23 protein-coding genes, 1 pseudogene and 1 riboswitch are annotated in these 24969 nt (G+C 37.3%); of the genes and pseudogenes, 15 read left to right on the top strand and 9 right to left on the bottom strand.

What is annotated here, in order from left to right; all coding sequences use genetic code 11:
• Positions 1-346: 346 nt before the first annotated feature.
• The 7 genes from PN450_RS21230 to PN450_RS21200 all read left to right on the top strand — a co-directional run bounded on the left by PN450_RS21230 (position 347) and on the right by PN450_RS21200 (position 5888).
• Complete coding sequence (locus PN450_RS21230; protein WP_271837478.1) at positions 347-874, top strand: MbnP family copper-binding protein; 528 nt, start codon at positions 347-349, stop codon at positions 872-874.
• The gene (locus PN450_RS21225; protein ID WP_271837477.1) at positions 871-1341 is read left to right on the top strand and encodes a cytochrome-c peroxidase; all 471 of its coding nucleotides are present in this window, start codon (positions 871-873) and stop codon (positions 1339-1341) included. The genes PN450_RS21230 and PN450_RS21225 overlap by 4 nt, the downstream gene beginning before the upstream one ends.
• 44 nt (positions 1342-1385) lie before the next feature.
• Positions 1386-1619, top strand: a complete 234-nt coding sequence (locus tag PN450_RS21220) for a hypothetical protein (RefSeq protein WP_271837476.1) — start codon at positions 1386-1388, stop codon at positions 1617-1619.
• Positions 1620-1650: 31 nt separating this feature from the next.
• Entirely contained in the window at positions 1651-2511 is an 861-nt protein-coding gene (locus PN450_RS21215; RefSeq protein WP_271837475.1) for a (2Fe-2S) ferredoxin domain-containing protein, read from the top strand.
• 64 nt (positions 2512-2575) lie between these two features.
• Positions 2576-3787, top strand: coding sequence for an ABC transporter substrate-binding protein (locus PN450_RS21210; protein ID WP_271837474.1), 1212 nt, complete (start codon positions 2576-2578; stop codon positions 3785-3787).
• A complete protein-coding gene (locus tag PN450_RS21205; RefSeq protein ID WP_271837480.1) occupies positions 3787-4875 on the top strand; it encodes an iron ABC transporter permease in 1089 nt (362 codons plus the stop codon). The genes PN450_RS21210 and PN450_RS21205 overlap by 1 nt, the downstream gene beginning before the upstream one ends.
• Positions 4872-5888 carry an ABC transporter ATP-binding protein gene (locus PN450_RS21200; protein ID WP_271837473.1) on the top strand — a complete coding sequence of 339 codons (1017 nt, stop codon included), beginning with the start codon at positions 4872-4874 and terminating at the stop codon, positions 5886-5888. Before PN450_RS21205 ends, PN450_RS21200 begins: the two co-directional genes overlap by 4 nt.
• A 112-nt stretch (positions 5889-6000) precedes the next feature.
• Here the strand turns inward: PN450_RS21200 and PN450_RS21195 are convergent, their stop codons facing one another.
• From PN450_RS21195 to PN450_RS21175, 5 genes are all read right to left on the bottom strand, one after another.
• On the bottom strand, positions 6001-6780 hold the full coding sequence (locus tag PN450_RS21195) for a hypothetical protein (RefSeq protein ID WP_271837472.1): 780 nt from the start codon (positions 6778-6780) through the stop codon (positions 6001-6003).
• Positions 6781-7140: 360 nt separating this feature from the next.
• Positions 7141-7971: an energy-coupling factor ABC transporter ATP-binding protein gene (locus PN450_RS21190; protein WP_271837471.1), complete on the bottom strand. Its 831-nt coding sequence runs from the start codon at positions 7969-7971 to the stop codon at positions 7141-7143.
• Positions 7946-8758: a cobalt ECF transporter T component CbiQ gene (gene cbiQ, locus PN450_RS21185; RefSeq protein ID WP_271837470.1), complete on the bottom strand. Its 813-nt coding sequence runs from the start codon at positions 8756-8758 to the stop codon at positions 7946-7948. The genes PN450_RS21190 and cbiQ overlap by 26 nt, the downstream gene beginning before the upstream one ends.
• Positions 8755-9057: an energy-coupling factor ABC transporter substrate-binding protein gene (locus tag PN450_RS21180; RefSeq protein WP_148764710.1), complete on the bottom strand. Its 303-nt coding sequence runs from the start codon at positions 9055-9057 to the stop codon at positions 8755-8757. Before PN450_RS21180 ends, cbiQ begins: the two co-directional genes overlap by 4 nt.
• Positions 9044-9784, bottom strand: a complete 741-nt coding sequence (locus PN450_RS21175; RefSeq protein WP_271837469.1) for an energy-coupling factor ABC transporter permease — start codon at positions 9782-9784, stop codon at positions 9044-9046. The genes PN450_RS21180 and PN450_RS21175 overlap by 14 nt, the downstream gene beginning before the upstream one ends.
• A 67-nt stretch (positions 9785-9851) precedes the next feature.
• Positions 9852-9991, bottom strand: a riboswitch (cobalamin riboswitch).
• A gap of 187 nt (positions 9992-10178) precedes the next feature.
• Between PN450_RS21175 and PN450_RS21170 the strand changes: the two genes are divergently transcribed.
• Complete coding sequence (locus PN450_RS21170; RefSeq protein WP_271837468.1) at positions 10179-10556, top strand: hypothetical protein; 378 nt, start codon at positions 10179-10181, stop codon at positions 10554-10556.
• A gap of 275 nt (positions 10557-10831) precedes the next feature.
• Here the strand turns inward: PN450_RS21170 and PN450_RS21165 are convergent, their stop codons facing one another.
• Entirely contained in the window at positions 10832-11380 is a 549-nt protein-coding gene (locus PN450_RS21165; RefSeq protein ID WP_271837467.1) for a fasciclin domain-containing protein, read from the bottom strand.
• Positions 11381-11481: 101 nt separating this feature from the next.
• A complete protein-coding gene (ligA, locus tag PN450_RS21160) occupies positions 11482-13527 on the bottom strand; it encodes an NAD-dependent DNA ligase LigA (RefSeq protein ID WP_271837466.1) in 2046 nt (681 codons plus the stop codon).
• A gap of 62 nt (positions 13528-13589) precedes the next feature.
• On the opposite strand from ligA, the gene PN450_RS21155 reads away from it, so the two are divergent.
• The 4 genes and pseudogenes from PN450_RS21155 to pruA all read left to right on the top strand — a co-directional run bounded on the left by PN450_RS21155 (position 13590) and on the right by pruA (position 19149).
• Positions 13590-14567: a glycerophosphodiester phosphodiesterase gene (locus PN450_RS21155; protein ID WP_271837465.1), complete on the top strand. Its 978-nt coding sequence runs from the start codon at positions 13590-13592 to the stop codon at positions 14565-14567.
• Positions 14560-15363 carry a chromate efflux transporter gene (gene chrA, locus PN450_RS24165; protein WP_417033764.1) on the top strand — a complete coding sequence of 268 codons (804 nt, stop codon included), beginning with the start codon at positions 14560-14562 and terminating at the stop codon, positions 15361-15363. Before PN450_RS21155 ends, chrA begins: the two co-directional genes overlap by 8 nt.
• Before the next feature lie 90 nt (positions 15364-15453).
• Positions 15454-15876 (top strand): annotated as a pseudogene (locus PN450_RS24160) (chromate transporter); the annotation flags it as partial.
• A 288-nt stretch (positions 15877-16164) separates the two neighbouring features.
• Positions 16165-19149, top strand: coding sequence for an L-glutamate gamma-semialdehyde dehydrogenase (gene pruA, locus PN450_RS21145; RefSeq protein ID WP_271837464.1), 2985 nt, complete (start codon positions 16165-16167; stop codon positions 19147-19149).
• 85 nt (positions 19150-19234) lie between these two features.
• Here pruA and PN450_RS21140 read toward each other — a convergent pair whose 3' ends face one another.
• Both PN450_RS21140 and PN450_RS21135 read right to left on the bottom strand, forming a co-directional pair.
• Positions 19235-19702: a type II toxin-antitoxin system YhaV family toxin gene (locus PN450_RS21140; protein WP_168653518.1), complete on the bottom strand. Its 468-nt coding sequence runs from the start codon at positions 19700-19702 to the stop codon at positions 19235-19237.
• The gene (locus tag PN450_RS21135) at positions 19695-20015 is read right to left on the bottom strand and encodes a hypothetical protein (RefSeq protein ID WP_148764726.1); all 321 of its coding nucleotides are present in this window, start codon (positions 20013-20015) and stop codon (positions 19695-19697) included. Before PN450_RS21135 ends, PN450_RS21140 begins: the two co-directional genes overlap by 8 nt.
• 182 nt (positions 20016-20197) lie before the next feature.
• Here PN450_RS21135 and PN450_RS21130 point away from each other — a divergent pair, with 182 nt between their 5' ends.
• From PN450_RS21130 to PN450_RS21120, 3 genes are all read left to right on the top strand, one after another.
• On the top strand, positions 20198-22174 hold the full coding sequence (locus PN450_RS21130) for a DEAD/DEAH box helicase (protein ID WP_271837463.1): 1977 nt from the start codon (positions 20198-20200) through the stop codon (positions 22172-22174).
• Complete coding sequence (locus tag PN450_RS21125; protein ID WP_271837462.1) at positions 22155-22712, top strand: hypothetical protein; 558 nt, start codon at positions 22155-22157, stop codon at positions 22710-22712. Before PN450_RS21130 ends, PN450_RS21125 begins: the two co-directional genes overlap by 20 nt.
• Positions 22713-23221: 509 nt before the next feature.
• On the top strand, positions 23222-24634 hold the full coding sequence (locus PN450_RS21120) for a cation:proton antiporter (protein ID WP_168652357.1): 1413 nt from the start codon (positions 23222-23224) through the stop codon (positions 24632-24634).
• Positions 24635-24969 lie beyond the last annotated feature (335 nt).

The following is a 24969-nucleotide window of genomic DNA, read 5'->3' as shown; positions in this document are numbered from 1 at the left end:
ACTGAAAACAATAAAAGTAAGCGCAATTTCGACACCTTGATTGGTGGTTGTATTGAGCGTCTAGGCGGCGTTTGACGGTCGCAGCGAGATTAGATTAGGCTAAACCTTTAATCTAATTCTGTCAGTAGAATCTCAGTGGCTTGGCTCCCTGAGAGTGTCAATTAGCTGATTTATTTACCAAATCTCAATCTAAGGTACTTGCAGTATAGGTTTCCTCAACGGCTTTGCTGACAAATTTTTTCCTTTCAGCCCTAACTGAACTTGATTATACGGTATACCCAACAGACTTTGTACGGTATCCCGTATTTTTTATTTATGTCAAGCCCTTGCAAAAAAAGTTTACAAAATGTTGTATTCATTACCCAAAGGTAATTATCAAGGGTTACAATTTACTTTAGGTGTTCCCTTCAATCTTAATCATGCTGATTCTGTCACTGCATCATCACCATTAAATCTGACTTCTTTATGGTGGAATTGGCTATTTGGTTATAAATTTGCTCGTTTGGATTGGAAAACCCAAACTCATAATTCTCAGGTAAAGCATGGTGAAAAAAGTGAAAAAGCTCAGGGTTTCCCAATTCATTTGGGTAGCACTGGTTGTCAAGCAATTGAGGGAAGTCAAAAACCATCAACTTGTAGTAATTTGAATACCTCAAAAGTCATTTTTACCAAGTTTGATGTTAATAAAAATGTCGTAATCGCTGATATCGCATCCTTAATAGGAAACACAAATTTAACAATTAACAAAAAAAATACACCTCCTGGTTGTATGTCATCTCCTGATGATAGTGACTGCAATGTGATTATGACTAATTTCGGTCTACCTTTTAATGGTAAACCTGCTGCTAAACAGAAATTTTTTAGAGTTGAATGAAATTATCTCGCTGGTTCACCTTGCTGACAATTTGTCTGTACTCAGTTTGTTTATCAATGGGAATGAGTACAGCTATTTCTGCATCTTCAACTTCAGCATATAATTGGAATATTCCAGTTTGGATGCCTAAACCAACTGTACCAGCCGATAACCCGATGAATTCCCAAAAAGTTGAATTGGGAAGACATCTTTTTTATGAGCAACGTTTATCAATTACAGGTGAATTTTCCTGTGCTGCTTGTCATCTGCAAAAATTGGCTTTTACTGATGGTAAAACAGTAGCTGTGGGAGCAACTGGGGAAAAACATTCTCGTAACTCCATGAGTCTTGCGAATATTGCCTATAACCCTGTATTAACTTGGGCTAATCCTTTACTCCCTATGATAAATATCGCTTTGGTGGTGATACCAATGCCATTTCTCCAGCAGCGAAACGGGGTGAAAAATTATTTAACAGCGAAGATTTAGAATGTTTTCACTGTCATGGGGGAATTAATTTCACAGATTCGGTTATGCACGAAAAATTAGCATTTCAAGAAATTGCTTTTCATAATACTGGACTTTATAATATTGATGGCAAAGGAGCTTATCCAGCAAATAATACTGGTGTTTATGAAATAACTTCCAAACCAACAGATATGGGTCGTTTTAAAGCTCCTACTTTGCGGAATATTGCCCTCACTGCTCCCTATATGCACGATGGGAGTATAGCGACCTTAGAGGTAGAGGTTTTCAAATTGGTTTGAGTGCTACGTTTTAATATAAGGAGAGTTTTTTATGGCTGATTTTAATTGTTGGGTAACACCAGTAAATGAAAAAACAATTGAAGCTACGGGAAATGATTGGCAAATTGAGTATGAGTTTTTTGATTGTCAAGGTGATGTTCTGGCTTGTTTAGCTTATACTTTATTTCATGAAAATTGGCATCAAGTTGGTTTGGGACATTTGGAACAAGGTAGTGTTTTAGAGTTGGAGTTTCATGAAGCACCTAAAAAATGTGTTCTCTATGATGGATATTTAACTGTTATTACTAGAGATTGGCATTTTCATTTATGTATTGAGGAAACTCTAGGTGGTCCCAATGCTGAAACTTCTATCGAAGTAAGACAGCAACGTTTGATTAGTAAGAGTGCATTTTATAGAAGGATAAATCCCGAAGGAGAACCGAGAAGTTGGGGTATTCAATTTTGGAATGGTGCTGGTGAAAAGGCTATGACGATATTTTTACCTAATCCCTATGTAGAGGATGAAAATTTGCTTCCTGAAGGTAAGGCTGATTTTAGAAAGTTGGATTTTTATCAGGAACTTAGAGATGTTTATGTATTAGGTAAAAAGCCCATTCCTTTTACTAAAAATCCTCTCAAATGTGCCTATATTGCAGTTTGCACTTCTGGACGTTGTTATCCTTCTCGAAAATGGCAACCTACTTTTGAGGCTTTAAAGGCTGCTGTTGAGAAGGCGGAATTAGATTTGGAAGTGAGAACAAGTGGTTGTTTACAGGTTTGTAAGTTAGGGCCTGTTGTTTATCATTCTACTAATAGAACTTGGTACAGTCGTGTTAAGCCGGAAGTTGCAGAAAGAATTGTACAGGAACATTTGGTTGAGGGAAATAAGGTTGTTGAATATATATATCCTTAGTTGGTGTTTTTCTGGGGTAATTTTCTCACGCAGAGGCGCAGAGGCGCAAAGAGGAATATGGAAGATGATTTTCGGGAAGTCTCAGGTTATTATTTTTCTATGTCAGTTGTTTTTAGTTGCTGTTTTGGTTGTTTCTTGTCAAGGTTCTCAGAATAGTCCGGTTGTTAGTTCAGTTAGTAATGGCTGTGTTCAAAAGTATGATTCTAATGTTGATTATTTTCCCAATAAGGTGAAGGTTACTCATGCTATCGGTTTTGCAGTTGAATATTATAAAAACTACAAAGTCGTGACGATTAAAAATCCCTGGAAAGATGCTAAAACAGGTTTTAAATATGTTTTGGTTCAATGCGGTACACCAATACCACCAGGGTTCGAGAAATCCCAAATATTTACTACACCTGTAAGTTCTGTGATTTCTCTTTCTACAACTCATTTACCACATTTTTCTAAGTTAAATGTTGTTGATAAGTTAATCGGTGTTAGCGATATTAAACAAGTAACTACACCAGATTTTATTGACAGAATCAAGGCTGGTAAGGTGGTATCTGTTGGCAATAATTCTACTGTGAACGTGGAGAAAGTTTTAGAACTTAATCCTGAGTTAGTTACCACTTTTGGTACTGGAAATCAACAAACTGATAGTTTTCCTAAGTTGTTGGAAGCTGGGTTAAAGGTGGCGATAAATGCTAAATATATGGAAGATACACCATTGGGAAGAAGTGAATGGTTAAAGTTTACTGCTTTATTTTTTAATAAGGAGGAAGAGGCGGAAAAAATCTTTGCTGCAATTGCTAAGAAATACGAAGATATTGCTACTAAAGCTAAAGCTGTTAAAAATCGTCCGACTGTGTTTGTAGGCTTCAATTTTAAAGGGACTTGGTATACACCAGGTGGTAATAGTTATGTGGCTAAATATCTAGCCGACGCAGGTGCAAATTATCTTTGGAGTGAGGATAAATCTTCTGGTAGTTTACCTATATCTTTTGAAGCTGTTTTTGAACGGGCTGCTAATGCTGATTATTGGTTGAATCTTAGACAATCTTGGAACAGTTTAAAAGATGTTGTGACTGAAGATAATCGTTATGGTGATTTTCATGCTTTCAAAAAAGGAAATCTCTATAATAATAATGCTCGCCTTAGTCCCAATGGTGGTAATGACTACTGGCAAAGTGGTATTAGTAACCCTGATGTGGTTTTATCTGATTTAATTAAAATATTTCATCCAGAAATATTACCTAATCATAACCTATTTTACTATCAAAAAGTGAATAAATGATGTTAATCAAAAAGCATGAGGTTATTAATAAATTTTTACTCTGGAAATTTATTAATAAGAAATATTTGATTTTCTCGATTTTACTACTATGTTTAATTTTGGCATTCTTACTGGATTTAGGTTTTGGGGCTGTGAATATTCCCATTCATGAGGTTATGAATATCTTGCTGGGACAAGAAGCAGAAAAGACAACATGGACAAATATTATTCTTAAATTTCGTTTACCTAAAGCTTTAACTGCAACGTTAGCTGGTGCAGCTTTAGGGGTAAGTGGCTTGCAAATGCAAACTCTATTTAAAAATCCTTTAGCGGGTCCTTTTGTATTAGGAATTAGTTCTGGTGCAAGTTTAGGAGTAGCGTTGGTTTTACTGACAGCAAGTTTGACTGTACCGACGTTATTAACTGATTTAGGAATGATTGGTGATTTTAGTTTAGTCATAGCGGCAAGTTTTGGTGCAGCTTCAGTATTAGGATTGATGTTAGTTGTTTCTCGTCGTGTACAAGATACAATGACTTTATTAATTTTAGGTTTATTATTTGGATATGCGACAAGTGCAATGGTAAGTATTTTGTTGCAATTTAGTTCACAAGAACGGATTCAAAGTTATATAATGTGGACTTTTGGAAGTTTCACTGCGGTAACTTGGCAACAATTAGCTATTTTAACTCCAGTTATTTGTGTAGGTTTATTAATTGCTGTGCTGCAATCAAAATCTTTAAATGCACTTTTATTAGGTGAATCTTATGCACGCAGTTTAGGGTTAACAGTACAAAAAACCAGATTTTCTGTGATTAGCAGTGCTTCTATATTAGCGGGAGCAATTACTGCTTTTTGTGGACCAATAGCGTTTTTAGGTGTGGCAATTCCTCATCTTTGTCGTAGTCTTTTTAATACTTCAGATCATCGGATATTAATTCCTAGTGTCATTATTATGGGGGCAATTTTAGCCTTATTTGCTGATTTGGTTTCCCAAATTCTGATAAATCAAATGGTTTTACCTTTAAATGCTATTACTGCTTTGATAGGAACTCCTGTTGTTACTTGGGTAATTCTACAACGTAACTCTAGAAAATCTTTTCCGTCATGAGTAACTCAATTCTGAAAACTCATAATTTAACTATTGGTTATAAGACTTCCCAGAAAACTATTCGGAATGTTGCATCTAATATTTCTACATCTTTGCAAACAGGAGAATTAGTTTGTCTACTTGGTCCTAATGGTGCTGGTAAGTCTACTTTATTGCGAACTCTGGCAGGAATGCAACCACCAATTGCTGGGGAAGTCAAACTTTTAGAAAATGATATTTACAAGTTACCACCACAGGAATTAGCAAAACGTTTAAGTTTGGTATTGACTGAAAAAATTGATGTGGGAATGTTATCAGCTTACGCTTTGGTGAGTATGGGCAGATATCCTTATACTGACTGGTGGGGAAAGTTAACACCTGAAGATGAGGAGATTATTAATTGGGCGATGAAATCTGTGGGAGCGGTAAATTTAGCCCAACGGAATGTGAGCGAATTAAGTGATGGTGAACGACAGAAAATTATGATTGCTAGGGCTTTAGCGCAGTCGCCTATGGTGATGTTATTGGATGAACCAACAGCATTTTTAGATTTACCACGCCGGGTGGAAATTATGCAATTGTTACGTCAATTAGCAAGGGATACAAATCAAGCAATTTTGCTTTCTACCCATGATTTAGATTTAGCTTTGCGCCTTGCTGATAAAATTTGGCTGTTAGGAATTAATGGTATTCTTCACGTTGGCGCACCAGAAGATTTGATATTAAGTGGTGCATTTGCTGATACTTTCCGCAGTGAAGGTGTGGAATTTAATATTTTTTCTGGGGAATTTAATCTGCATATACCTGAAAAAGGAACAGTTAATTTAATAGGTGAAGGTGTTGCTGCTATTTGGACAATTCGCGCCTTAGAAAGAGTAGGATTTACAGTTTTACAAGGTGGTAAATCTGCACAAATTACAGTAGAAGTTATTTCTAGTCCTGAACAATTTGTTTGGCAAATTACCAAGAATAGGGATGTTTCTATATATTATTCTGTGTCTGAAGTAATTAAATTTTTGAACATCATTAGATAGTACTGACTTTTCCCGTTAAGTCTTGAAAAGCTTGGATTATTGAGCGGTTACATTAGATAAATCATGAATGGGAGATGTAAATCTCCCACCTCTTTAAGAAATTGTCTTTTGATTAAATCAGGTAACTGGTATTTGGCACAATGGGAAATATTGCATACTCATACCAAGCTGTCCAGATAAAACTCCGAATCCAGCGTTGACGTTTTTCTGCACTTAATTCATACGCAAATGCACCGGAAGATTCATCAATGGAAGATAAATGGGAGTTACAACCACAGCCATGTTGATAGGTAAAACCGTATTTGGAGGCTATACTTTGCACTTTCATTTGGATTGCAAATACCTTACCTGCGTGGAGGATAGCATCCCAAGAACGTTTATGTTCTATATCCCGTTGATCAAATCTTAAAGCTCTTTCTTCAAATACATGATCTCGATAAATTGGAGCTAAATGAACATGATAAAAACTTGCTGGTAGATCATAACCAAATTCCCGGAAAAGTTCTAGTCCAATATGTGCCACTTTGAGTTCATTACTGTATTCAGAACCTTTTGATTCAAAATTACGTACAACTTCTGCAAAGTTCGGATAATTATGAATCATAAAATCATGACCATAAAATTCTAGAGTTTCTCGTGCCATTTGCCCAAATAACTCGGAAAATGAGCGTTTTAAATGAAATAAATGGGGACGTTCATTAAACAAATCAACATCACCATATTGCAGTTTATATTGAAACAACTGCGCCATTTCCACATAGATTTGTGGGTCACTGAGTTTAACATTTGCTCTACCTTTAGCAATATCTTGCCACACAGAAGGTAGTTGAGAAAGGGTAACGGCATTTTCACCAACAATGACTGCAATATTAGGGACTTCTTGAAGCTGCATATCCAATTTCCACAGAGATTTTAATTAACTAATTTACTATAAATCATCTCCTTTTTATTTTATTAACAGAATTAAAAAATGTTTGACAGACTGTCTTTTGACATTTAACTTACAAGTAGGTTGGGTTGACGCAAGGAAACCCAACATTGTCGGAATTTTGTTGAGTTGTACTTTCAACATTGTCGGAATTTTGTTGAGTTGTATTTCCAACATTTCGGAATTTTGTTGAGTTGTACTTTCAACATTGTCGGAATTTTGTTGGGTTGTACTTTCAACATTGTCGGAATTTTGTTGGGTTGCGCTGTCGCTTAACCCAACCTACAATATATTCACAAAAATATCTGACGGTTAAATCTATTTTCAACCATCTTTTAATATTCGTTGTCGGACTCGTTCTATAATTATTCCCTCTTCAGGAGATAACCCATTAACTAACATTTCATATATTAATGGTACACCCAATTCTAATTCTTCCAAAAGTGTCCGCTGGCTAAATACATCTTCTGGTGTTCCTTCTAGCATCAATTGTCCTTTATCCATGACAAAAACCCAATCTGCCCAACGATAGACTAAATCTAAATCATGAGTTGCCATTAATAGAGTATTGCCATCTTCATGAATTTTTTTCAGAGTTTTCATCAAGTTTCGAGTATGCTTAATATCTAAATATGCAGTGGGTTCATCTAATACTAAAAGTTGTGGTTTTAGTACCATTACATCAGCTATAGAAACTCGTTTTTTTTGTCCTAAACTTAAATGATGTACTGGCTTTTCTGCTAAATCAGTTAACCCAAACTCAATTAAAGCTTGTTCGACTCGATTCTTAATTTCTGGTTCCGGTAAACCTAAATTACACAAACCATAAGAAATATCTTCTTCAACGGTAGAAGCTACTAATTGTTGTTCTGGATCTTGAAATACTAAACCAACTTTTTGGCGAATTTTACTGAGATATTGACGATTATAAATTAACGGTTCACCACACCATTTGACAATACCAGAATTTGGTTTATAAAGTCCATTAGCTAATAAGAAAAGTGTGGTTTTTCCACAACCATTTTGTCCAATTAAGGCACACTTTTTTCCAGAAGGAATCTTCATGGTTAAACCATTCAAAGCTGATTTTTGTAGCCTTTGTGAACCTGGATACGTGTAATGTACTTGCTCAAATTCGAGTAAATATTCCTGCATTTTGGCAAATTTCTAATCCTATTAATAATACACAGCCACAAATTGCTTCAATGATATATCGTGGAGATGGACGATAACGTTGGGGATGCCAAAATCGCAATTCACCAGCAAAGCCTCGTGCTTGCAATCCTAGAGAAAATTGACTATATTGTTGTAAAGTCCGTTGTAATAATTGTCCAATTAATAGTGCTAAACTTTTCATGCTAGTTTGCCAATTAGAATAGCCACCACGAGAATTTTGTGCTGTCAATAATTCATTAGCTGTTTTGAGCAAAATGAAAATAAACCGATACATTAGTAATAGCAAATCAGTTAAAAGTGCTGGAAATCTCAACCAACGTAAAGTTTGCAAAATTTCTGTGAACGGGACAGTTAACATGAGAAAATATAAACAAGAAACAGAGGCTAATGATCTAGTGACAATTTCCCATGCTTGAATGCTACCACTACGACTGATATAAATATAGAATTGTCCAAAAGTCATTCCATACCATGAGTCTAATTGAACGATTGGCAAATCAGTAATTGCCACTCCATTTACCATGAGTGCGGGTAAACTTGTTAAACAAAAGACTATGGTAAACATTAACAATCGCCAATAAACACCAGCCGGAATTTTTGCATAAATTACTGTCCAAATACTCATCCATATCACCATCAAAATTTGTACTAGTGAATGGGTAGAAAGAGAAATAGCCAATGTCGTAAATGCAAAAATTAGTTTATGTTCCGGTGGTAATCTTCTTAGTTGATTAGTGTAAGCTAGGGTATCTAATTGTAGAGTCATTCTTCACGTCTTTTTTGTTCGGAACGTCCTTTATATACACCAATTGCATAACCAACTACTCCCGCACCTAAAGCTGCTTGAGAAGCAAATAATAAACTTGCTATTTCCCCACTAGCTGGTTCAAAGATTGATTTAAACCAAGGTTTATATTCAGGTTGTATTTCTGTAATAGCGGCTTTAGCTTTGTCATCAGAACCACCAAATTTTCCATTACGCACAAATATTAATGGTGCAACTGCTAAAGCTAAAACGCCTAATATTAAAAACCAGTTATTTAAACTTTTTTTAGATTGGTTCATGACTTTGATTTTTTCCCTTAATTAATTGCAGAAGTTCCAATTCTTGAGGATTATAAGATTGTAACCAGTTCCAAACCAAGACAGTTAATAATCCTTCACTAATTGCTAAGGGTACTTGAGTAATAGCAAAAATTCCCGCGAACTTGGCAAATGAAGCGATAAATCCACCCACAGGTGCAGGAAAAGCCAAGGCAAGTTGGATAGAAGTAATAATGTAGGTGAGTAAATCTGCCAAAGCTGCGGCTAAAAATATGGCGATTTTTTGTTTACCACTCAGGCGCATTGTGAGATTATAGATCCAATAAGCTGCGAATGGGCCAGCGATCGCCATTGAAAAAGCATTTGCACCCAAGGTAGTTAATCCACCATGTGCCAGTAACAAAGCCTGAAATAACAAGACTAAGCTACCCAAAACTGTCATGGTCAGGGGTCCAAACAGCACCGCACCTAACCCTGTTCCTGTGGGGTGAGAACAGCTACCTGTGACAGAAGGGATTTTCAACGCTGACAGCACAAAGGTAAAAGCACCAGCCAAACCTAACAAAAGTTTCAATTCTGGGTTAGCTTGGGTAATGCGAGTCAAACTCCCCAATCCTAAAATAAAAAATGGTAATGACACAACCCACCAAAATATCGCCCATTGCACAGGTAAAAACCCTTCCATAATGTGCATTGCGTAGGCAGGTTTGGGAAAATTAACTACCAGGTAAAAACTAATAACAGCCATGAAGATGAGATTAACTAACCCCGGTTTTTTCCTAGATATCATCTGTACCTCGCAGATTTATATAAACGTCTTTTCTTTTTTATCGGCGGGCATCCTGACTCACCATATTATGGCTCACAGTTGCGGGACAGCGCCGGATTTGCACCAGACTTTCCCCCTCACGTCCAATGGCTGTTCCCCATCAGAACCGATTTTGGTAACTATATCACATTAGAATCAGAAATAAATCACAATATCACGTTGTTAATCTGCAAGGTGGCAAAATAAATCTAGTGTCAATTTACCTAACTACTTACAAATCATTAAAAGTTGTGTTACACCGAAGTTGAAACTCAACAGAGTTCTCAGATTAAGCATAAATAAAGATTCACCCAATAATTGAGGAGTTGACAATATGGGGATAAAATTTCCAGCTTTGAGTGGGTTATTGGTACTTCTAGCTACTAGTTCCGCCTTTTTGCCCGTTGCTAAAGCTGAAACCGAAATACCTCAGCAGCAAACAACCAGGGATACGTTTGAACGAGCCTATTTTCGCCACGATTCCAATTTTTATGACAATGGCAGTTTGAAACGTCAAGTAGATGCTTTTATCGGACTTGGGAAAAAATTTGGTACTACCTTTGCTGATAATGAAATCGCTAAAGATGCTGAGTTAGTGAATACACTTTATCATGATGTTCTGAGTCAACAAGCAACAAATGATCCGTATCTTAGGACACCTGACTTACCAAGTCCCTACAACTCTTCTCTATTAGGGAACACCAAAAAATAAAATCCCCAATTTTGTGGGACTGGCAGGATGCCCGTCCTTGATGATTAGCGGGCAATTCGTCCCGCACCACAAGAAATTTTTGGGTATTTTTTTAATTGGAAGTCCCTTAATGTCTCCCCGCTATAATGGTAACAAGCTGAAAGTGGGGACTGAATACCGTTTTGAAAATTTACCACGTCAGTAGAAATAATGGGTTCTGGAGTTTGATTTATTCACCCCAGAACTCAAGACTATTCTGCAAATCATCCCACAAATTATTGGCTTGAAAAAAAATTCTACAACTTCACGTCAGGGGGAAGCAGCACTTTGTCAATTACATGAATTACGCCGTTACTAGCTTTGACATCTGCTTTGGTAACTTTAGCATTACCTATAGTGACTCGACCTTTCTTAACTTGAATCTTCACTGAAGCACCTTCAACTGTTTTGACATCACCAGCCTTGATGCTTTTAGCAGTAATTTCCCCAGGAACTACATGATAGGTCAAAATCTTGACTAAGGTGGCTTTGTTTTCTGGCTGCAACAGTTTTTCTAAAGTTCCTTTTCGTAAAGCTTTGAATGCGGCATCTGTAGGTGCAAATACGGTGAATGGTCCTTTATCTGATAATGTTTCGACTAGACCAGCCGCTTTGATAGCTGCTACTAAGGTTGTAAAAGAACTGTTACCACTGGCTACTTCTACAATTGTCCCAACAGTCTTTGTACTGGTCTGGGGTGTAGCAGGTTTTGCCGCAGGCTTAGTTCCAGCGAAAGCGGGAACACTGACGAAAAGAGTTGTGGCTGCAATGGCAATACTAACTGTTTTGGTAAATAGGGAATTCATAGTTTTTCACGGTTAAAAGTGTTTAAGATGTGAAAATTCTTGTTAATTTATCTTCACAATAGAAACTGTAACAGAATTTAACAATTTATGTCTGTTGATAACTATTCTGTCAGCATTGCCAATAATTGCGCCTCAGTCAATTGGCTAATTTCCAACTTCCGCGCTTTCTCTAACTTAGAACCGGCATCTGCACCTACAACTAAAAAGTCTGTTTTTCTGCTAATTGAATCAGTAATTTTACCGCCTGATTTTTGAATTAAAGCTTTGGCTTCATCGCGTTTTAAAGTTGGTAATGTGCCAGTAACGACAAAGGTTTTACCAGCAAATTTTTGATTAATTTCGCCCACAGACTGGGCTGCTGTGCTGTTTGCTAATTCTAAACCAATAGCCTGGATACGGGAAATTAAGGTTTGATTCGCTGGGGTGCGAAACCATTGATAGACTGATTGGGCGATTTCTGCACCGATACCATAAACACCTGCAATATCCGATTGTCTGGCGGCTGTTAAGTCTTCGACGGTGGTAAACTTCTCTGTTAATAATTGGGCGTTGACGCTGCCAACGTGACGGATGCCTAAACCATATAATACTCTAGCCCAGGGTTGCGTTTTTGATTGGGCGATCGCATTGATCAATTTTTCCGCCGATTTTTTTCCCATGCGTTCTAATGCACACAAGTCTTCTATTTGCAAGTCATATAAATCAGCAACGGAATGGACTAAGCCTTTATCTACAAGTTGATACACCAACTTTTCGCCTACACCTTTAATATCTAACGCGTCACGACTGACCCAATGTTCAATTTCACCCTTGAGAATGGCGGGACAGGAAGCATTTATACATCTAGTAACTGCTTCTCCAGTTTCCCTGACTACTAGCTGTCCACAGGCTGGACAATGGGAAGGCATAATGAAAGGTTGGGTATCAGCGGGACGCAGTTCTTTGATTACCCGGACGACTTCGGGGATGATTTCCCCGGCTTTGCGAACAATCACGGTGTCGCCAATACGGATGTCTAATTGTTCAATGCGATCGCTATTATGTAAGGTAGCACGGGAAACTGTTGTCCCCGCTAATTGTACGGGCAACATTTCCGCCAAGGGAGTTAATGCCCCGGTTCTGCCAACGTTAACAGTGATTTTTTCTACACGGGTTGGGGCTTCTTCGGCTGGATATTTTAAGGCTATAGCCCAGCGGGGAAACTTCTGTGTAAACCCCAATTGTTCTTGCAGTCTAAAAGTATTTAATTTGACGACAACACCATCTGTCATATAGGGAGAATTCAGCCGTTCTGTATCCCAATATTGGTAATATTCAACAACTTCAGCAATAGAATGGCAGAGTTTATGGTTGGTATCAACTCGAAAACCAAGTCTTTGCAATAATTCCAAAGCTTCCCATTGGGTATTGGCAATACTGGAATCATCCAACCCCGTAATATGCAAAGTATAAGCAAAGAAATCTAACTGTCGTTGTGCGACAATGCGAGAATCTAATTGTCTGAGCGTACCTGCTACAGCATTGCGCGGGTTAGCAAATATTTGTTCACCAGCTTTTTGTCTTTTCTGATTAATTTCTTTAAACACCTGTAAAGGTAGAAACACTTCTCCCCGTACTTCCACTTTAGCAATGTTTTCTAAGCCGTCAAAATTCAAACGCAGGGGAATTGAGCGAATAGTTCTCACATTTTGGGTAATCTCTTCACCCATTACCCCATCTCCTCTCGTTGTCCCCCTGACTAAAACTCCATTTTCGTAAGTTAATGCTAAAGCAGCACCATCAATTTTTAACTCAGATACATATTCTATATCTCCGTCATTATACTGAGTTATTGAGTGTCTCCGCCACCGCTGATCCCAATTTTGCAATTCTTCAATATTAAACGCATTTTCCAGGCTGTACAGGGGGATATTATGACGGACTGAGGTAAAATGGGTAGCAGGTCTTTCACCGACGCGCTGAGTCGGACTATCAGCAGTAATTAATTCGGGATTGTTAGTTTCTAATTCTTGCAACTCTCGATACAGCCGATCATAAACCGTATCTTCCATAATTGGCGCATCTAGAACATAATAAGCGTAGCCTGCTTTTTGTAGCAAACATCGTAGTTCTTCTATACGTTTGGTTTCAGGTTGAGTTGACATCATGAGTTTCATAACAAAAAATAATAACAGTGGGACTTTAATTATAAGGAAAGTAGTAAGCAATCATGACTCAAACTTTTACATATCAACCCCCTATCATTATCGCTCATCGCGGCGCAAGTGGCTACCGTCCTGAACATACTTTAGCAAGTTATGAGTTAGCAATTGATTTAGGTGCTGATTATATTGAACCCGATTTAGTGATTACTAAAGATGGTATTTTGATTGCCCGTCATGAAAATGAAATATCAGAAACTACCGATATTGCTAATCATCCAGAATTTGCTCATTTAAAAACTACGAAAATTATTGATGATGAAATTAAAACTGGTTGGTTTACAGAAGACCTTACCATAGCAGAAATCAAAACTTTAACAGCACAAGAACGCATTCCCAAACTTCGTCCCCAAAATACAGCTTATAACGGAATATTTACTATTCCCACTTTTCAAGAAATCATTGATTTAGCAAAGCATAAAAATCAATTAATTGGCCGCAATGTTGGCATTTATCCAGAAACAAAACATCCCAGCTATTTTCAAGCTATTGGTTTACCATTAGAAGACACTTTATTATTGAATTTGCAGGGAATTAATTTACCGATATTTATTCAATCTTTTGAAGTTAGTAACTTGAAAGAATTATCTCAGAAAACTGATTTACCTTTAGTGCAATTAATTAATGATATTGGTAAACCTTATGATTTTGTGATTGATAATGATCCTCGGACTTATGCAGATTTATTAAGTCAAAAAAGGTTGAAAGAAATTGCGGAATATGCCCAAGCAATAGGTGTACATAAAAACTTATTGATTCCCAGAGATAATTATGGTAAATTATTATCACCGACCTCTTTAATTATAGATGCTCATGCAGCTAATTTACAAATTCACGCTTGGACTTTTAGAAATGAGGATTTTTTCTTACCTTTAGACTTGCAAGGAAATCCGCAAAAAGAATATGAAATATTTTTTAGTTTAGGTATAGATGGTGTATTTAGTGATTATCCAAATATAGCTTTAACTGTTAAACTAAATGAATAATTTATCATTCAATCGCTTAACTCAAGTTGCTAAACTTTTTTTCAAATTAGGCATTATTGGTTTTGGTGGACCAGTTGCCCATATTGCTATGATAGAAGATGAAGTAGTTAAACGTCGTCAATGGTTGACACAAGAACATTTTCTAGACTTATTAGGGGTAACTAACTTAATTCCTGGACCCAATTCCACAGAAATAGCTATTCATATAGGATACATTTATGCAGGGTGGTTAGGCTTAATTGTTGCGGGAGTTTGTTTTATTTTCCCTGCGGTTTTAATTACAGGTTTATTTGCTTATTTATATGTCAATTATGGGACTTTACCCCAAGTTTCACCTTTACTTTATGGAATTAAACCTGTTGTTTTAGCAATTATTATGAATGCTATTTGGGGTTTAGGGAAAAAAGCGGTAAAAACCCGACAATTACTGATAATTGCCATAGCAGTTGGCTTAATCACTTGGTTTGCTAAAGTTAATGAAGTTATGGCTTTATTGCTGGGAGGAATATTAGGAATGATTTGGTTACGCAGTGGTAATCAAATTAATTTAATGATAATTGGTTTAACTACAAGTACATTTTTGCAAACTACTGCAACTGTGAATACAGCTATAAATAATCATGTATCTGTACCTTTGTGGCAATTGGGTTTATTTTTTCTCAAAGTTGGTAGTGTGCTGTTTGGTGGTGGTTATTTATTAATAGCATTTTTACAAGGAGGATTAGTAGAAGAATTCGGTTGGTTAACACAACAACAATTATTAAGTAAGTTGGCGTTAAACAATCAACATATGTAACGAAATGTAAATTCGACAAATACCTTATAGATAGGTTATTTAAGGGTTTTTACGAAAAAAATGTATATTGATTTTATCGTGCCGACTTACTTAGATGCTATTGCTATTGGGCAATTTACTCCTGGTCCTGTACTTTCTACTGCGACATTTATTGGTTATATAATTGCTGGATTTCCGGGGGCAATTGTGGCAACTTTGGGAATTTTTCTCCCCTCATTTTTACTTGTTGCTGCTTTAAATCCTTTCATGAATCGTATTCGTAATTCATCTTGGACAAGACCTTTTTTAGATGCTGTCAATGTGAGTGCTGTAGCTTTAATGGTTTTAACTACAATTCAATTAGGAATGGCTACTTTAATATTACCAAAAACTCCTTATGTGGATTTTTTAGGTTTAGGAATTTCTATTATTTCGGCAATTTTAGCAATTCGCTACCGCATTAATGCTGCTTACTTGATTTTAGGAGGTGGTATTATTGGTTGGAGTGCGTTAATGTCCGGTTATCTTGATTAAGAAGATAAATTATCTGTTAGAATTTCCGCATTGCGATTACTTGCTTCTTTGCGTCATACTTGCAATTGTGCATTCGTCGGCTTTTTTGTACAACCTACCAGGTAAACTATCCCTATCCCCAAAGATACTAAAGCCCAGTTTTTCCAGATATTCAATACAACCACATTCAAAACTACTAGGAAAGTTTACAAAATGGCGTTAACTAAGTTAGAAATAACACCGTAATCCATTTTTGGACAATCATTCAACATTACTTCAAAAAAATATTGTTTGGAAACTAACAAACTTATGGTATTATCAGTAGAAAACAGCGGATACGAAGCGAAAACCCAAGAAATTGCTAAACAAGTTTTAGCTGCTAGTCAGGAAAATCGCTCATTTTTATCAGCTTTACGCGACCAAATGCGCTGGGATGATAAACTACTCGATTGGGCTATGAGTAATCCGGGTTTAAGAGTACAATTATTTCGGTTCATTGATACTTTGCCCGCAATACATAGTAAATCAGAAATCGCCTCCCATATGCAAGAATATTTGGGAGATGAATCGGTAGAACTACCCGCAGCTTTAAAAGCAATCTTAAATTTTGCTAACCCCGATTCTATGCCCGCACAGGTAGCAGCGACAACAGTGGGAACTGCTGTAGAAACTTTAGCACACAAGTATATTTCCGGCGAAAATATTAAGCAAGTCATCAAAACCGTTGAGAGACTGCGAAAAGAGAAAATGGCTTTCACCATTGATTTACTCGGTGAAGCGGTAATTACGGAAGTAGAAGCGCAATCTTATTTAGAAAGATACCTGGAATTGATGCAGCAATTGGTAGAAGCATCAAAAAATTGGGCGAAAATTCCCGCTATTGATGAAGCTGACGGCGAAAATATCCCGAAAGTTCAGGTTTCTGTCAAATTAACGGCGTTTTATTCCCAATTTGACCCTTTAGATGCTCAAGGTAGTGAAGCAAGAGTCAGCAATCATATTCGGACTTTACTCCGTCGCGCTCAAGAATTGGGCGCAGCAGTCCATTTTGATATGGAACAATATGCCTACAAGGATATTACTTTTACCATTCTCAAAAAACTGTTACTGGAAGAGGAATTTCGTCAACGCACAGATATTGGCATGACAATTCAAGCATATCTGCGTGATAGTGAACAAGACGCTAGAGATATCATTGCTTGGTTAAAACAACGCGGTTATCCTCTCAGTATTCGCTTGGTTAAAGGTGCGTATTGGGATCAGGAAACTATTAAAGCTGCTCAAAAGCATTGGCCACAACCAGTTTATAATGATAAAGTTGCCACCGATGCCAATTTTGAGACGATTACGCAACTATTACTCGAAAATCATGAGTATGTCTATTCTGCCATAGGAAGTCATAATGTGCGATCGCAATCTCGCGCCATAGCCATAGCGGAAAGTCTCAATGTTCCCCGTCGTCGCTTTGAAATGCAAGTTCTGTACGGCATGGGTGATAAAATAGCTAAAGCTTTGGTAGATAAGGGTTATCGCGTACGGGTTTATTGTCCCTACGGTGATTTGTTACCGGGAATGGCTTATTTAATTCGGCGGTTGTTGGAAAATACGGCGAATAGTTCGTTTTTACGGCAAAATTTAGAAAATCGTCCCGTTGAGGAGTTGTTAGCACCTCCAATTATAGATATGTTTCGCGCAAAGGCGCAAAGGAGCAAAGAAGAGAAGGAAGGTTTTGTTGGTGTTGCGGATACGGATTTTGCTCAAGGAGAAAAAAGGAAAAAATCAAGTTTGGCTTTTGAAAATGTGCGTCAGCAGTTGGGGAAGACTTATTTACCTTTGCTGAATGGGGAATATGTGAATACAACTACTTTTGTTGATTCTCTTAATCCTTCTAATTCTAGTCAAGTTGTTGGTAAGGTGGGTTTACTTAGTGTTGACCAAGCTGAGGAAGCTATGCAATTTGCAAAAGCGGCTTTTCCCGCTTGGAAGAAAACTCCAGTTAAGCAACGTGCGGATATTTTGCGTCAAGCTGGGAAGTTAATGGAGGAACGACGCGCTGAACTTTCCGCTTGGATAGTTTTGGAGGTGGGGAAACCTGTTAAGGAAGCTGACGGGGAAGTTTCGGAAGCTATTGATTTTTGTCTTTATTATGCTGAGGAAATGGAACGGTTGGATAAGGGTGTAATTTATGATGTGGTTGGGGAAACCAATCGTTATATTTACCAACCCAAAGGAATCGCTATTGTGATTTCTCCCTGGAATTTTCCTTTGGCTATTGCTTGCGGTATGACTGTCGCTGCTTTGGTTTCGGGAAATTGTACTTTACTCAAACCGGCGGAAACTTCTTCTGTTATTACTGCGAAGTTTACAGAAATATTAATTGAAGCCGGAATACCAAAGGGTGTTTTTCAATACGTTCCTGGTAAGGGTTCCCAAGTCGGCGCTTATTTGGTAAATCATCCTGATACTCATGTCATTGCTTTTACTGGTTCTCAAGAAGTAGGTTGTAGAATTTACGCAGAAGCCGCAATTCTCAAACCTGGTCAAAAGCATCTCAAGAAAGTGATTGCGGAAATGGGTGGCAAAAATGGCATCATTGTTGATGAAAGTGCTGATTTAGACCAGGCTGTTGTCGGCGTTGTCCAATCTGCTTTTGGTTATAGTGGTCAAAAGTGTTCTGCTTGTTCACGAGTGATTGTGCTTGAACCCATTTATGATGCTTTTGTGGAAAGGTTGGTAGAAGCCACAAAATCCTTGAATATTGGGGAGACGGAGTTACCCAGTACCCAAGTTGGTCCGGTAATTGATGCTATTTCGCGCGATCGCATTTTGGAGTATATTCAAAAAGGCAAACAAGAAGCAAAAGTCGCGTTAGAATTACCCGCACCCAGTCAAGGTTATTTTATCGGTCCGGTGATTTTTTCGGAAGTACCCGCAAATGGAGTCATAGCCCAACAGGAAATATTTGGACCTGTCTTAGCGGTAATTCGAGTTAAAGATTTTCAAGAAGCAATAGATGTTGCCAACGGCACAAATTACGCTTTAACTGGTGGTCTTTATTCTCGCACACCTTCCCACATTGAACAAGCGCAAGCAGAATTTGAAGTTGGGAATTTATACATTAATCGGAATATTACCGGGGCGTTAGTTTCCCGTCAACCATTTGGCGGGTTTAAACTTTCTGGAGTCGGTTCAAAAGCAGGAGGACCAGATTATTTGCTGCAATTCTTAGAACCACGCAATATCACAGAAAACATCCAACGTCAAGGTTTTGCCCCAATTGAGGGTGCTGAATAATTAGATGATATCACCAGATCCCCGACTTCTTTAAGAAGTCGGGGATCTTTAAATCCTGTCAGTTTCTCAACCCAAGTTACTGTTACTACTCAAGTTCATCCACATTTACCCCACAATCTCCTAATAACTCATCCAAACTATCTGGAAACGTCCTTCTTGTTACCATTTTAGTAAACACATCATAACAGTCATCCTTAGCACCTTCTTTACGCGGAAACCCTAACCATAAAATCACAATTGCTTTTAATTCTGGAGTATCAAACACGCGAAAAAATAGCCGATACCGTTCTGGTAAACCCATTTTTTTGACTCGACTATAGCGTTTTAATGCACCCGTTAAGACAAAATGACTAGCAAAAGGATCAGAAGTAATTTTGGTTTCAATTGCTATCGTAATTGCTGCAAAAAGTTTCACTGTTGCATGAGTTTTAAACTCTGCTTCTGGTAATTGTTCTCGCAAATTAGTAACGCGATTTGATAACGCTTGATATTGATTACCAAATAATTGAGGATGGAAATAAATTTCCCAATTATTACTAACAAATTTACTCATCTTCTAATTGCACACCTTCAATTAGTTGATGAGCATTTTTAGACATTTCTGTTGTATAAGGTTGTAATGTATTATTTTTCAATGCTTCTGTGGTGGCAAAATCAAGAAACAACTGCATTAATAGAGAGTCTTCTGCATCTTCATCATCCTGCAATTGAGGAACAATTCGCACAATTGCTGTATCGGGTGATAAAACCTCAATCCAACCATCTGCATTCGCAAATTGAGGATGTTCACGATAAAAATCAGCAGGAAGTCGAAACCCTGAACTGTTACCAATTTTGGTACTACGAATATTGTAGGAGTTACTCATTTGTGGTGTATGTACATGATGTAATTACATTATAACAATAATCTATAGGGATTTATCAATAGTTATTGACTATATAAGATTTGTAAAAAATGATATTATGCTATAGACAAAATTACACAAATAACCTCTTTATGGGATTTTTCAACAAGATTGCTGGCCTTTACAACCGAGTCATCCAATCCATGCAAGATGCACGTGATGTAGCTTTTAACTTACCTGCAAAAGTAGAAGAAAACTCACGGTTATTCAAAACAATTTTCAACACTAATTGGTCAGAGAGAACTATTGAAGAAATGGAAGAAGCTGTAGAAGAGGTCAAACAGCGTGTTATTCGTGACCTTATTCCTGCTGCTGGACAGTTAAATGTATATTATGGCGTTCCTGGTTTTATATACATACCATGTCAGATTACAGGAGCGTTGGCAATAGCACGTATTTATGACCCAAAATATGTAGTAACTCCTCAATGTATTCTGGATGTTGCAGCAGTAATGATTTTTGGACAGGCTGGGGAGTTAATCTGGTCACAATTGCTTCAAATTTTAGGGCCTATTTTAGCCCCACCCATAGTAGGAATAGCTGTGATTCCGTATATGCAAACTTTGACAAAGAACTTACTAAACAAAGTGCATAATTATTTTCGTCAAGAATTTTTAAATAAACAAAAGGTTAAGACTCAAAATAGCACACAAGCATCTCAAGCAGCAAATTCAAAACAAACTAATTCAGAACCTAAAGCAACTAATAATACTCAAAAATCTGAAGTAGTACAAGAGGCGAACAAGTTACTTGAGCGAATTAATCAAGGTGGAAAAGTTCTCTTTCCTGCTCAAGAATTAGTATTTCATGAATTGGTTCAAGAAGCTAATAATGAATCTGCTCTTACACTAGGAAGGACACATATTTTTCGTGGTGTAGCAGGTAGTGGAAAAACAGTTATTCTTGGTCAATTAGTACCACATTTAGCAGAAACATTTCGAGTTAGACATGGTTACTATCCATCTATATTAGTTTATCACCACAATAATTATATAAATAAACTTCTGGCTGATGAAATTCAATCTGCTGTAAATGCACCTATTAATATTGCACCTTTAGACAAATCATTTTATAAAAAGTATGTATGTATTCACAATCTTTCAACATTGAAAGATGAACTTTATGATCGAAAGATGATGAATAAAGGTCTTTCACTTCAGGGAATTAAGGAAAGTAATGAGCGGGCTAAAAAAATATTTGATTATCTTAACAATCATACAGGAATATTCGATATTATATTTGTTGATGAGGGACAAGATATTAGTCAGGAAGAATATAACTTAATTATCAATCTATGTCGTAGTGGTTCAAGGACTAACTCTAAAAGTATATACATTTTCTATGATGATCTTCAAAACATATTCGGAATCAAAGACCTTGTTTTAAAAAGAGTCAATAGCCAAAGACCGATTGAGCATTTTTTATCAAGTTGTGTCAGAACTTCTAAAAAATTAGTTGACTTTACTTTTAATACCTGTTTGGGAGATTCCATTGATGATACCAGTAGGGTTGAAATGGAGCGTTTAATGAGCCTTAATAAACTTAAAGAAAGATCCCTAATTACAGAAAAGTATATGGAAAATGGTCGGAATTGGATTAGTTGTAATTTCTGTGTTTTCCCTGGAGAAACAACACCAGAAGTGCGTCAGTTTAATTCTAATCAAGAATGCTGTAATGCTGTTGTTGAAGACCTCGATCAACTTTTTTCTGCTCAGGGTTTAGAGAATGTCCTGAAAGGAGGTGTATTAATCCAGTGTTTTAGCAAAAATATGGTACAAGAGATATCTAATGTATTGTATGCAAAGTTTGGTAATAGGGTAAACCGTCGTAGTGGAGAGGATATTAGCAGTCAAGAAAAACGCATGAAATTAGCAGTTGAGCCGCAAACCATCAATGTTGCATTGGTTTGGGATACTAAAGGATATGATGCTAATATTGTGTATGTTATTAATCCAGATGGAGGAGATCAAAACCCTATAAAAAAACGTTCCCTGTTTTATGTAGCTGCTACCCGCGCAAAGCAATTTTTAGCTGTTTATAGTTCCATACCTGAAAAAAATTCTCCTATAATGCAAGATGCACTTAGAGCAGTGCAGAATCTTGAGCGACAACTTATATAGGTTTTTATTCTCCTTAATGATGACTCCTAAAACATCTCTTGCTAATTCAATACTAGATATAAATCAAATTATTCAACCAATTATCGGCGAAATTTGCCATCAAATTACATTTAGTTATGGGGATGAATTACGGTTACATTTTGGTAAAATGACTGCCTATAATCATCCTAAATTAGCACATTTATGCAAAGGAAGCTGGCGACTTAACACTAGGGCTACACCTTGGTATTTAATGATAGGAGATAATCTTTTCAGTTATTCATCTCTGTACGCAAATTATGAAAACGCTGCCGAACTTGCTAAAATACCGTTACAGTATTTGGAAAATAAAAAACTGACTAATTTTGTCATTCCTGCTAATAGTAATGATATGAAACTCACTTTATCATTTGAGGATCATTACGAACTAATTTTAGAACCAGATTTAGAAGATGATTCTGGGCTTGCTTATTGGGAATTAATGATGCCAAATGAGCAAATTTTAACCGTTAGTCCGGGAATGTTTTGGGAATGTAAATCAATTCATGAACGTTATTAGTCTAGACATCCTAATTCTGACAATACAGCGGTTTCCGCTCTTATGAGGTACAAAGTTGAATCATGAAACTCTTGTAGTGCGGGCATCTTGCCCGCTAGATATGTACCTCATAACACCGGGAAGTGCTGTATCAACATCATGTCAATCCTTAAATCCTGGATATCCTGATTCTGACTATCCATTTTAATATATCCCCGACTTATTGAAGAAGTCGGGGATATGAAACTAATTATCTATTTTTAGGACACTCTGGTAAGCTTTTATCAGCGTAATTACAATCAAAATGAATTAACGCTTTTCTACTAGATTCAAAGACTCCAAATCTATAGTATCGCTTAAACTTTCAGCATAATGCAAGTGCGTATTTTTTTTTCCATGTAAACGCGATTTATAACCGCCGGTCTAATTGTATATCACAACTTATAGCTGTTATTAGCGGTGTATATATACCTGAATAAATTCCCGTCAAAAAAAGAGTAAAAATAAAGAAATTGTTATTCAGATAACCAATGCAGCTTATCAGTGCAACCATTCCCTTATTGGCCACAGCCACAGCCACCGCAGACAGTTCCATGGTATTAGCCGCTGTCCTCTTAAGCTTAGTCGTAATTTACTTTGCCAGCAAAGTTGGTGGAGAATTATGCAACAAAATCGGCTTACCAGCAGTTTTAGGTGAACTTCTCGGTGGTGTAATTATCGGTGTTTCCGTACTCCATTTGTTAGTCTTCCCAGAAGGTGGTACAGACGCTTCTAATTCCTTAATCATGACCTTCTTGCAACTCACCGCTGGATTAACCCCAGAAGCCACACCACAGGTATTTGCAGCGCAGTCTGAGGTGGTTTCAGTTTTATCAGAATTGGGTGTAATTATCCTCCTGTTTGAAATTGGCTTAGAATCCAACCTCAAAGACCTCATGGCTGTTGGTGTTCAAGCCTTCGTAGTGGCCACAGTGGGGGTAATAGTCCCCTTTGCAGCAGGTACAGTGGGATTAATGACCATATTTGGGATTAGTGCCATTCCCGCGATTTTTGCAGGTGCAGCTTTGACAGCAACCAGTATTGGTATCACCTCCAAAGTTCTTTCCGAATTAGGACGCTTGAATTCTAAAGAAGGGCAAATTATTCTCGGTGCAGCCGTTATTGATGATGTTTTGGGAATTATCGTTCTCGCGGTAGTTGCCAGTTTAGCCAAAGATGGTGTAGTTGATGTGGGTAACGTCATTTATCTGATTATTAGTGCCAGTGCTTTTCTCATTGGGGCGATAGTTTTTGGTAATGTCTTTAATAAATCATTTGTAGCGATCGCAGATCAACTCAAAACCAGAGGTGAATTAGTCATCCCTGCCTTCATTTTTGCCATAATCATGGCTTACCTCGCCTCAGTCATCCATTTAGAAGCCATTCTTGGGGCTTTTGCCGCCGGGTTAGTTCTCGAAGAAACCGACAAACGCAAAGAACTCCAAAAGCAAGTTATCCCCATTGCTGATATGCTAGTTCCAGTTTTCTTCGTCACAGTCGGGGCAAAAACCGATTTGGGAGTCTTAAACCCAGCCATTCCTACCAATCAGGAAGCCTTAATCATGGCAACTTTCCTGATCACAGTCGCCATCATTGGTAAAGTAGTGACAGGCTTAACAGTATTTGGTCAACCCGGCATTAACCGCTTGGCCATTGGTGTGGGGATGATTCCCAGAGGTGAAGTTGGCTTAGTATTTGCTGGTGTCGGTGCAGCTAGTGGTGTCCTCTCAAAACCATTAGGAGCAGCAATTATTATGATGGTTATTATTACCACATTCATCGCTCCTCCCCTGTTGAGATTTGTATTTCCAGAATCAAATACCGCCACAAATTTAGACAGCAACTCTGGCAAAACATTAGCAGTAGAAATACCACAATCTCTCGTAACTACAAAAGATGATTAGTAATTTGAATTTCACCTCAAATTCTGCTGTAGATATCACAGAAGATAGTTGAAAATTTTCTCTGCTGTAGTTTTTACATTTACTATATCAGGAGGTTGGAAGAAACTTCTCTCATCCAATCTCCGTCTCCTGTAATCTGGAAACCCTCTAATTTTAAAAATGGTTATTATTTCTACCTTTAATTAAATTTACTTTTTGGTTTTCTTTTGGTTTTATAAAACTTTCCTTTCCCCCCATTTTAGTAGCCTTGATAATGTTTTGTATTCCTATTTTTTTTCAGGACAGTTTTTACAGTTTGAAGATGTTTTTAGTAATTATGGAGGATAACCCGCCAA

Origin of the sequence: Dolichospermum lemmermannii CS-548, from assembly GCF_028330815.1 — a bacterium.
Lineage (GTDB): Bacteria > Cyanobacteriota > Cyanobacteriia > Cyanobacteriales > Nostocaceae > Dolichospermum > Dolichospermum lemmermannii.
This window is presented reverse-complemented; position numbering and strand designations above follow the sequence as displayed.